Here is a 7,324-nt window from a genome sequence, read left to right as displayed (position 1 = left end):
TTGTCGAGCCATGCGCCCAGCTTCACGGCCGTCTGGCCGTCCTCCCCGCCCTCACGGTGTGGAACTGGCGGGCGGCAGCGAGATTGGTCTCCCACCGGTCAGCCTGTGGCCGCACCACCGGCCGAACCAGCACACCTTGGTCCGGATTGACGCCGACACTCTCCAGCAGCCACTGCTGGGCCGGCACCCCTGACACGAGGGGACCGGTCATTCCGCCAGGATGGATTGAATATTACGTAGGCCACACGTATGTTTCCCCTATGGAAGATTTTCCGGCATGGCTGAAGGCGGCTCGTGTCTCCCGCGGGTGGTCGCAAGGTGATCTGGCGCTGCGCGTGGGGGTGGGACAGCAGACGGTCAGTAGCTGGGAGCGAGGGCGGACAGTTCCCGACCGGGATCTGCTCCTGCTTGTGCAGAGCGCTGTCGGGGCCATGCCGGGCAAGCCGTCGACGTCCCCTGCAGTGGGGTTGCCCCGTCTGTCAGGCTTGCCGTTCAAGAACCTCGATGAGTACGTCTTTGAGGCTTTTTGCGCGGAACTTGCTGGGGAGGTATTCCCCGGTGCGCAGGTGCAGCGGTTTGGTGGCCGGGGTGAGAAGCAGCACGGGATCGATGTGCGGGTGGTGACACGGGCCGGCGAGCGCATCGGTATTCAGTGCAAGCGCTACGACAAGTACCATCCCGCGACGTTCCAGGCCGCGGTCAAGGCGCTGGATATGGCCGAGGCGGGCGTGGACCGGTGCCTGTTGTGGGTGACCGCCGCTGTGACGGTACGGGTGCGCCAAGAGGTCGACAAGCATCGGGACTGGGAGCTTTGGGATGCGGAGGATTTGGCCCGCACGGTGGCCGGACTCGACAAGGACGTGGCGGTACGGCTTGTCGACCGGTACTTTCCCGGTCTCCGGGAGCCATTCCTCGGAGTGGGTGCGCCCACCCCGTGGGAGACCCCGGAAGAGGCCTTCGACCGGTTCCGGCAGGGGGACCGGTACTCGCACCGCTGGACGCTTGTGGGACGTACCCCCGAGCTTGAGGAACTTGTCGGCTTCGTCAGAGACGACACGGCGCACGCGTCAGTGCTCGGTCTGCTGGTCGGGGCGGCTGGCGCTGGCAAGAGCCGCCTGCTGAAGGAAGTATGCAGGCGTCTGGAACAGGACCCGCCGGTCACCGTCCGGGTAGCCCCTCGGGAGATACCCCCGCCGGAGGCGTTCGAGCTACTGCCTGCCACGGGCGATCTCCTCGTCATGATCGACGATGCGCAGGAGTACGGCGCGGAGCTGCGCTCCTTCATCGCGCACGTGTGGCGTCAACGGCCCGAGGCGAAAATCCTCATGGCGGCCCGCCCCTACGGACTGCTCGCAGTCCGCGATGCTCTCCGCGGTCTGGGCGTGGACCCGACGACCATGCCGACCCGGTCGCTGGCGGAACTGTCGACGACCGATGCCACCGCACTGGCCGCCGAGGCCCTGGGCCCCGGCAAGCAGCAGCTCGCTGCCCGCTTGGCCCTCGCGGCCAAGGACTGCCCGCTCCTTCTGGTAGCCGGCGCTGTGCAGATACGGGAAGGCCGCCTGATCACATCGGTGCTGCAAACCGATGAGCAGATCCGCCAGCAGCTCTCCGACGCCTTCCTGCGCGCCGCACTTCCCGAACACAGTGGGGATGGCGTCACCGCCGCCCTACGAGCCGTTTCCCTGTTCCAGCCCTTCCGCGAGAACGTCCCGGTCTACCAGCAGGCCCTGGCTGACCTCACGGGTCGGCCCTTCTACGAACTCGTGCCCCACCTCAGGACCCTTGAGGAGTCGGGTGTGCTGCTGCGCCGCGGATCCTCGCTGCGAATCGTGCCCGACCTGCTGGGCGACGTCGTCCTGGCCGAGGCCGCTCTGCTGCCAGCCTCAGGTGCATCCAGCGGCTACCTCGAGCGCGCTCACGCGAAAGTGCAGGCGCACGAGCCGCTCCTGCACGCGCTGGTCAACACCAGCCGTGTGGAATGGCAGTGGAGCCAGGACACCGCCACCCCCGTTGCGCTCGCCGAGCCGCTGTGGGCCGAGGTCGCACACCTCATCCGCGAGTCCGGACCTCAGGAGCAGGCGGCTCACCTGCCCTTTCTACGCCAGATCGGTGCCTTCCAGCCGGCCCGCACCCTCAACCTCGTACGGTGGCTGCACGAACACCAGGCCGACCCCACCGTACGCCGGGGCCTGCCACCGGTGCTCGATGCCATCGCCCACGACTTGAGGCACATCGACGACGCGTGCGATCTGCTGTGGGACCTGGGCAAGAACGATTCACGCGCGCTCAATGCACATCCCGACCACGCCTTGCGAATCCTGACCCAGCTGGCCTCCTACGAGCCGGGCAAGCCGTTCGCTTACCAACAGGCAGTCATCCGCGGGGTGCAACGATGGGCTACAGCGACCAGCCCGTCCACACATGCCCTCATGCCGCTCGCCCTACTCGACCCTGTCTTCGCCGCTGAAGCCGAAAGCATTACCCAGCAAGGGTGGACACTGACGATCCGGCGCAGCCGCATTGCGCTGGAGCAGGTCGAAGGCGTGCGCCGCGAAGCACTCGATGTCCTCTTCGCGGAATACGCCCAGCAAGACCCGCGGCGCTCGGCACGCGCAGCCATCTGCTTCAAAGCAGCCGTGAGCGGTACCCATGACGCGGGTGACACGCACGTCATCCGCCTTCTGCAGCAACTACGCGACCGCACACGTGTGGTCTCGCCGGGGCCGGTGGCCGCACTCGGTGTCCGACGCGCGGTGGACTGGCATCTCGCCTACGGCTCCAATGGCGCCCAGCAGGCCGCCACAGCAGTGCTGGAGGCCCTGCCCGTCTCTGTGGACCATGATCTGGCCGTGGCCCTGCACACCAGCTGGTGGACCCCGATGCGCAGTCTCCGCGAGGGCGAGGACCATGAGGCGGCCGCATCGGCCTGGGACGCCCAGTTGCGCAGGACAGCAGAAGCGACCAAAGCCTGGCAGCCGCAAGAGGTCTGGGACCACCTGCAGACCCTGCTCACCGACGGCTATGCCGTCTTCGGCTACACGCCCGAGCACGCCCAGCCTTTCCTGGGCCATCTTTTCACCGCCCACCCGCAGCTGGCGAAGCTGATCTGTGCCGACGCATCCTACTGTCGCGAGCAACTGCAACAGGCTGTGGTGCCTGCAGCGGTGAACGCATTGTTGCGCCAGCCAACGGATGTCGGCATTGAACAGGGCAAGGAACTCATCGCCTCCGAACAGATCTCGCTAAAACGCGCGGTGGCCATGGCGCTCGCGGACCGGCAGCAGGCACACCGGTTGCCCGCAGCAACGTTGGCCAGCTTGGGACGAGTTCTCGCCGATGACGGCGATCCCGTCGTCCGTTGCCTGGTCATCCAAGCCGCTGGTGCCCTGTTCGCGACTGACCACGGGGCAGCTCTCGAGCTCGTTTCCGCCGTCCCTCTGGCAGGGGACGCCAGCGTTGCCCAGGAGGTGGCCCGGGCTGTGACGGTCTACGAATGGCTGTCGTGGACCGATCTGTCAGCAGCGCAGAGGGCCTCACTGTTCGACCAACTCCGAGTCGTCGAAAGGCTGGAGAGCTACGAGATCCAGAAGTTGCTGTCCGCTATATCCCTGACCCACGGCGACGATGTCCTGGACCTTCTAACAGCCCGTGTCAAACACTGGGAAAACACGGCAGGTGAAAACCCCAGCTATGCCGCTCTCCCGTATCAGTGGCACGTCCCCCTGCGCTTGGCCGAAGCCCCCGAACGCATGACCTACCTACGCAGGATCCTGTCCTGGACGGCAGCCGTTGAGCCCAGCTCTCGCACCGCTTCGCGTCGGGAGAACCACGCCTCCGACCTGTTCCGGGCGACAGCCGGGCACGTCGACCAGGAGGCTCAAGCACTGCTTGCCGACGCATTGCGCGCGGGGCCGCCCCACGAACGCCGGGCGGCCGCAGTTCTGCTCGGGGCGGTTGACGGCGACCTCGTCTGGCAAGCCCCTGAGTTCGTCAGCGAAGTCCTTCAGGCGGCGGCCGCCTACTCGACGGAGTTGCTGCAGGTCGCTGGCGCCAGCCTGCACAGGGCAGTGGCCGCAGGCGACCGGGCCACCGGCGCCGGTTTGCTCCATCCCGATGACACCGCGATCAGGGACAACGCCACACGCATCATCGCCACTCTTGAGCAGGGGTCGGTCGAGGACCGCTTCTACCGCTCCCTGAAGGAATCAGCCGAACGCAGGATTGATTGGTCCGTACGGGAGGACACCGAGCCCGACCACCGGGTCTGGTGAGCGACGTACTCTGGTGCCTGTTCGACGCTCAGCGAGGTGTCCGAACTTTATCCTGCGGGTTCTCATGTGGGTGTGCGCTACCAGCGCATGCCGAGGGCATCCAGGGCAGCACGCCGCTCGGTACTCAGCTTGGCGGCCCTGCGGCGGGTGTTGTCGAGGAAGGAGCCCAGTTTGATCTCTTCGCCGTCGACCAGCTCGACGTGCTTGCGTGCGGGCCGTAGATGGCCTTCACGGGCATGGAACTGGCGGGCCGCGGCGAGGTTCATGGCCCAGCGGTCGTCCTGCGAGCGCGGAGCCGGCCGCACACCCGACGTGTCGTCCGGGTCAACGCCCAACGTCTCCAGAAGAAAGAGCTGCGCAGGTTGGAGCTCCTCCCACGTGGCTTTCTGACCGGCGATCCACACGCCCAGGTCCTCGCCCTGCACCACCACCTCCCGCGGCCCGGCAGGCAGCGTCCCGCCAGCCTTCACGTGGGCCAGGGCGAGCCGATACGCCCGCTGCCAGGAGATATCCCATCCCACAGGGCACCACCCGGGATCGATCTCCTCCAACGCCTCCATACGGCCGGCCGAGAGCTCCCCCACGCTCGAGACACCCATTTCCCCGGCCTCGCGCCGCGCGGCGTTCTCGAGCGTCTTCCGGGCCGCGGCACGCATGTTCTTGGCCCAGACCCCGATCGCCATGTCCTCCCACACCGCGGATGCCGACGGCAGGAAATGACCGTGCGCGCTGGCATAGGAGCGGGCCACCTCCAGCCCGGCATCCCACGCGGAAGCATGGACGGACCAGACCATGCCCAGCCGCTCCAACTCCGCCACCCGCGACGCCTCCAGACTCCCCGCGGCGTAGTAGCGGCGCTGATCAGCGACAAACACGCCCAGCGGATGGCTGCCGACTGCGCCCCAGTCCTCCGGGGTGACGTACGTGTAGGGCACCCGCAGCTCCGCCGCCTTGGTTTCGCGCCGCCACCGGGTGGCGGCCTCGATCCCTCGCCGCCAGTACACGCCTTCCGGGTCGATCACCCGCAGCTGCACGAACTGCGCCAACGCCGCCGGGTCGCGTTCCTCGCTGAACCGCAGCACCTCCGCCGCCCGAGCAGACACCAACGCCCGGCCGCCGTCGACGTCGCCTAGACCCTGCTCCTCACCGTCCTCAACGCCCTCCTCACCGTCGTCCGCCACGCCCGAACGGGCGTTGCGCAGACGGGGATCAGCGAGACCTTCGATCGTCTCTGTGTCGTGCGCCCGCAGAGCTCCAAGGATCTTGCTGAGGGTGCTGTAAGCATCCGAGGTGAGCAATTCATTCGCGTCCTCGCCGGGTCCGAGGAAGACAGGAACGACCAGAGTCGCGAGTTTTCCCCGCTCCGGCTTCAACCGCAGAGCACGCCCGACCATCTGCACGATGTCCACCATCGAGCCCCGCGCATCAGCGAAAAGAACAGCCTCACACTCGGCTGTATCGACGCCTTCTCCGAGCACCCGGACGGAACTCAGCACGCGCAATTCCGCACGTACATCCCGGCCCTCGGACACAGGACCACCAAGGAAGTCGGAGGCGAATTCATCCAGCACGGCACGGCGGTGCCCGGGTGCGTGCTCGCCATACAACCAGTCCGCCCACACCTGCTCCGCCGGCGGGAAGGTGTCGGGATCGTTCTGGGCGAGCCGGCCCGCCGTCACCGGCACCGCGGCCGCCATCGCCTCCGCCTCACCCACCCGACTGTGAAACGACAACACCCGCCGGAAGCCCTCCTGTTGGGCCGCATGCATCAACCCCGCCTGCATCGCCGCCAACCGCGCTCCACGCGCCGCGACCGAGCCCGGCGCCTCACTGGACAGCGCCGCGTACAAGTCCGGGTCGCGGATGTCCAGGCACAGCACCTGATAAGGAGCGACGATGCCCCGCCGGATCGCCTCCGAAAGCGTGAGCTTGTACGCCACCGAACCGAAGACCGGCGAGCCGTCCTCCATCGACGCCACCAACCGCGGCCGCTCACCCTCCGCCTCCCACACCCGCGCCGTCGCCGTCATATACAGCCGCCGCTCCGCCGGCAGCTGCGTCTGATCGTGCACGGCCGCCCACGGCTTCAGCCCATCACCACTCGTCCTGTGGGCTTCGTCCACGACCATCAGGCTCCAAACCCCCAGGCCAGCGACATGCGCCCGCTGCAAGACACCGAGCCCGACCGAGGCATACGTCGCAAAGACCGTCACGGTCTCCAACCCGGCCATCCAGGCCACCAGTTCCTCCGGGTCGGTCGTGCACGGCAGGCCCTGGCTCTCCTCCGCCCGCAGCGAGCACACCCCGATCATCGCCCCGGACCGACCCGCCCGACGCCACGCACCGGCCATCTGCGTCAGCAGATCCAGCGTCGGCACCAGAACAAGAACACGACGAGCGGAAAGACGGTGTGCGGCTTCCGCACCGATCAGGGTTTTCCCGGAACCTGTAGCGGCAATTACCTGTGTCCTCAGACCCTCGGGTGGCATACGTCCACCGGGCGGTGTGCCGAGAATACGAACCACATTGTCGACTGCCTCAGCCTGATGCAGCCGCAATTCCATATGCGTCACAATGCCTCGCCTTCCCGGGCCTCTTGAACATGTCGGGAACTGTAAATAGCTGAAGTCTCGCCCGCGCCCAAAGCCGAGCCCGGACTTTGAACGCGGATCCCCTAATAGAGGTTCTCGACTGGGGGTTGGTACTCTGACAGCATCCCAGATTCAAGCCAGATTCTGAAGTGACGCACATGGACTGACCGAATCTGGTCGAGAGTGACCCCGGAACCGGTGCGAGACGTGGAGGCCGGACGGGCACCGCGATCCGTGATCTGAAGTACGAAGCAGACAAAGGAATGTGACGCTCCGTCACGTCCCGTCCGAGCCGCCTCCTTGTTGCTGCCGCTTTCCTGGCACGCCCGGAGGGTGTGTCAGGTTCCGTACGGGACTGCGGAACAGGCCGGTACGGAACACGGTCCGTGCCGGAGGCCGGACCGCCGGATCACGGAGTGATCCGGTAGGCGGAACGGAGTTCCGCCGTTATTCCGGCGA

At 66.9% G+C, this 7,324-nt stretch carries 2 protein-coding genes; one reads left to right on the top strand and one right to left on the bottom strand.

The window, feature by feature from the left end; genetic code table 11:
- The first annotated feature begins 260 nt into the window (after nt 1–260).
- Entirely contained in the window at nt 261–4,274 is a 4,014-nt protein-coding gene (locus ABZZ74_RS51720) for a helix-turn-helix domain-containing protein (protein WP_356951082.1), read from the top strand.
- Nucleotides 4,275–4,351: 77 nt separating this feature from the next.
- Here ABZZ74_RS51720 and ABZZ74_RS51715 read toward each other — a convergent pair whose 3' ends face one another.
- Nucleotides 4,352–6,838: a Helicase associated domain protein gene (locus ABZZ74_RS51715; protein WP_356951081.1), complete on the bottom strand. Its 2,487-nt coding sequence runs from the start codon at nt 6,836–6,838 to the stop codon at nt 4,352–4,354.
- Nucleotides 6,839–7,324: the final 486 nt, after the last annotated feature.

Source organism: Streptomyces sp. NPDC006476 (genome assembly GCF_040612015.1).
GTDB classification, from domain to species: Bacteria; Actinomycetota; Actinomycetes; order Streptomycetales; family Streptomycetaceae; genus Streptomyces; species Streptomyces griseorubiginosus_B.
Note: the sequence above shows the minus strand (reverse complement) of the source record. Positions and strands in the feature narration are given on the sequence as shown.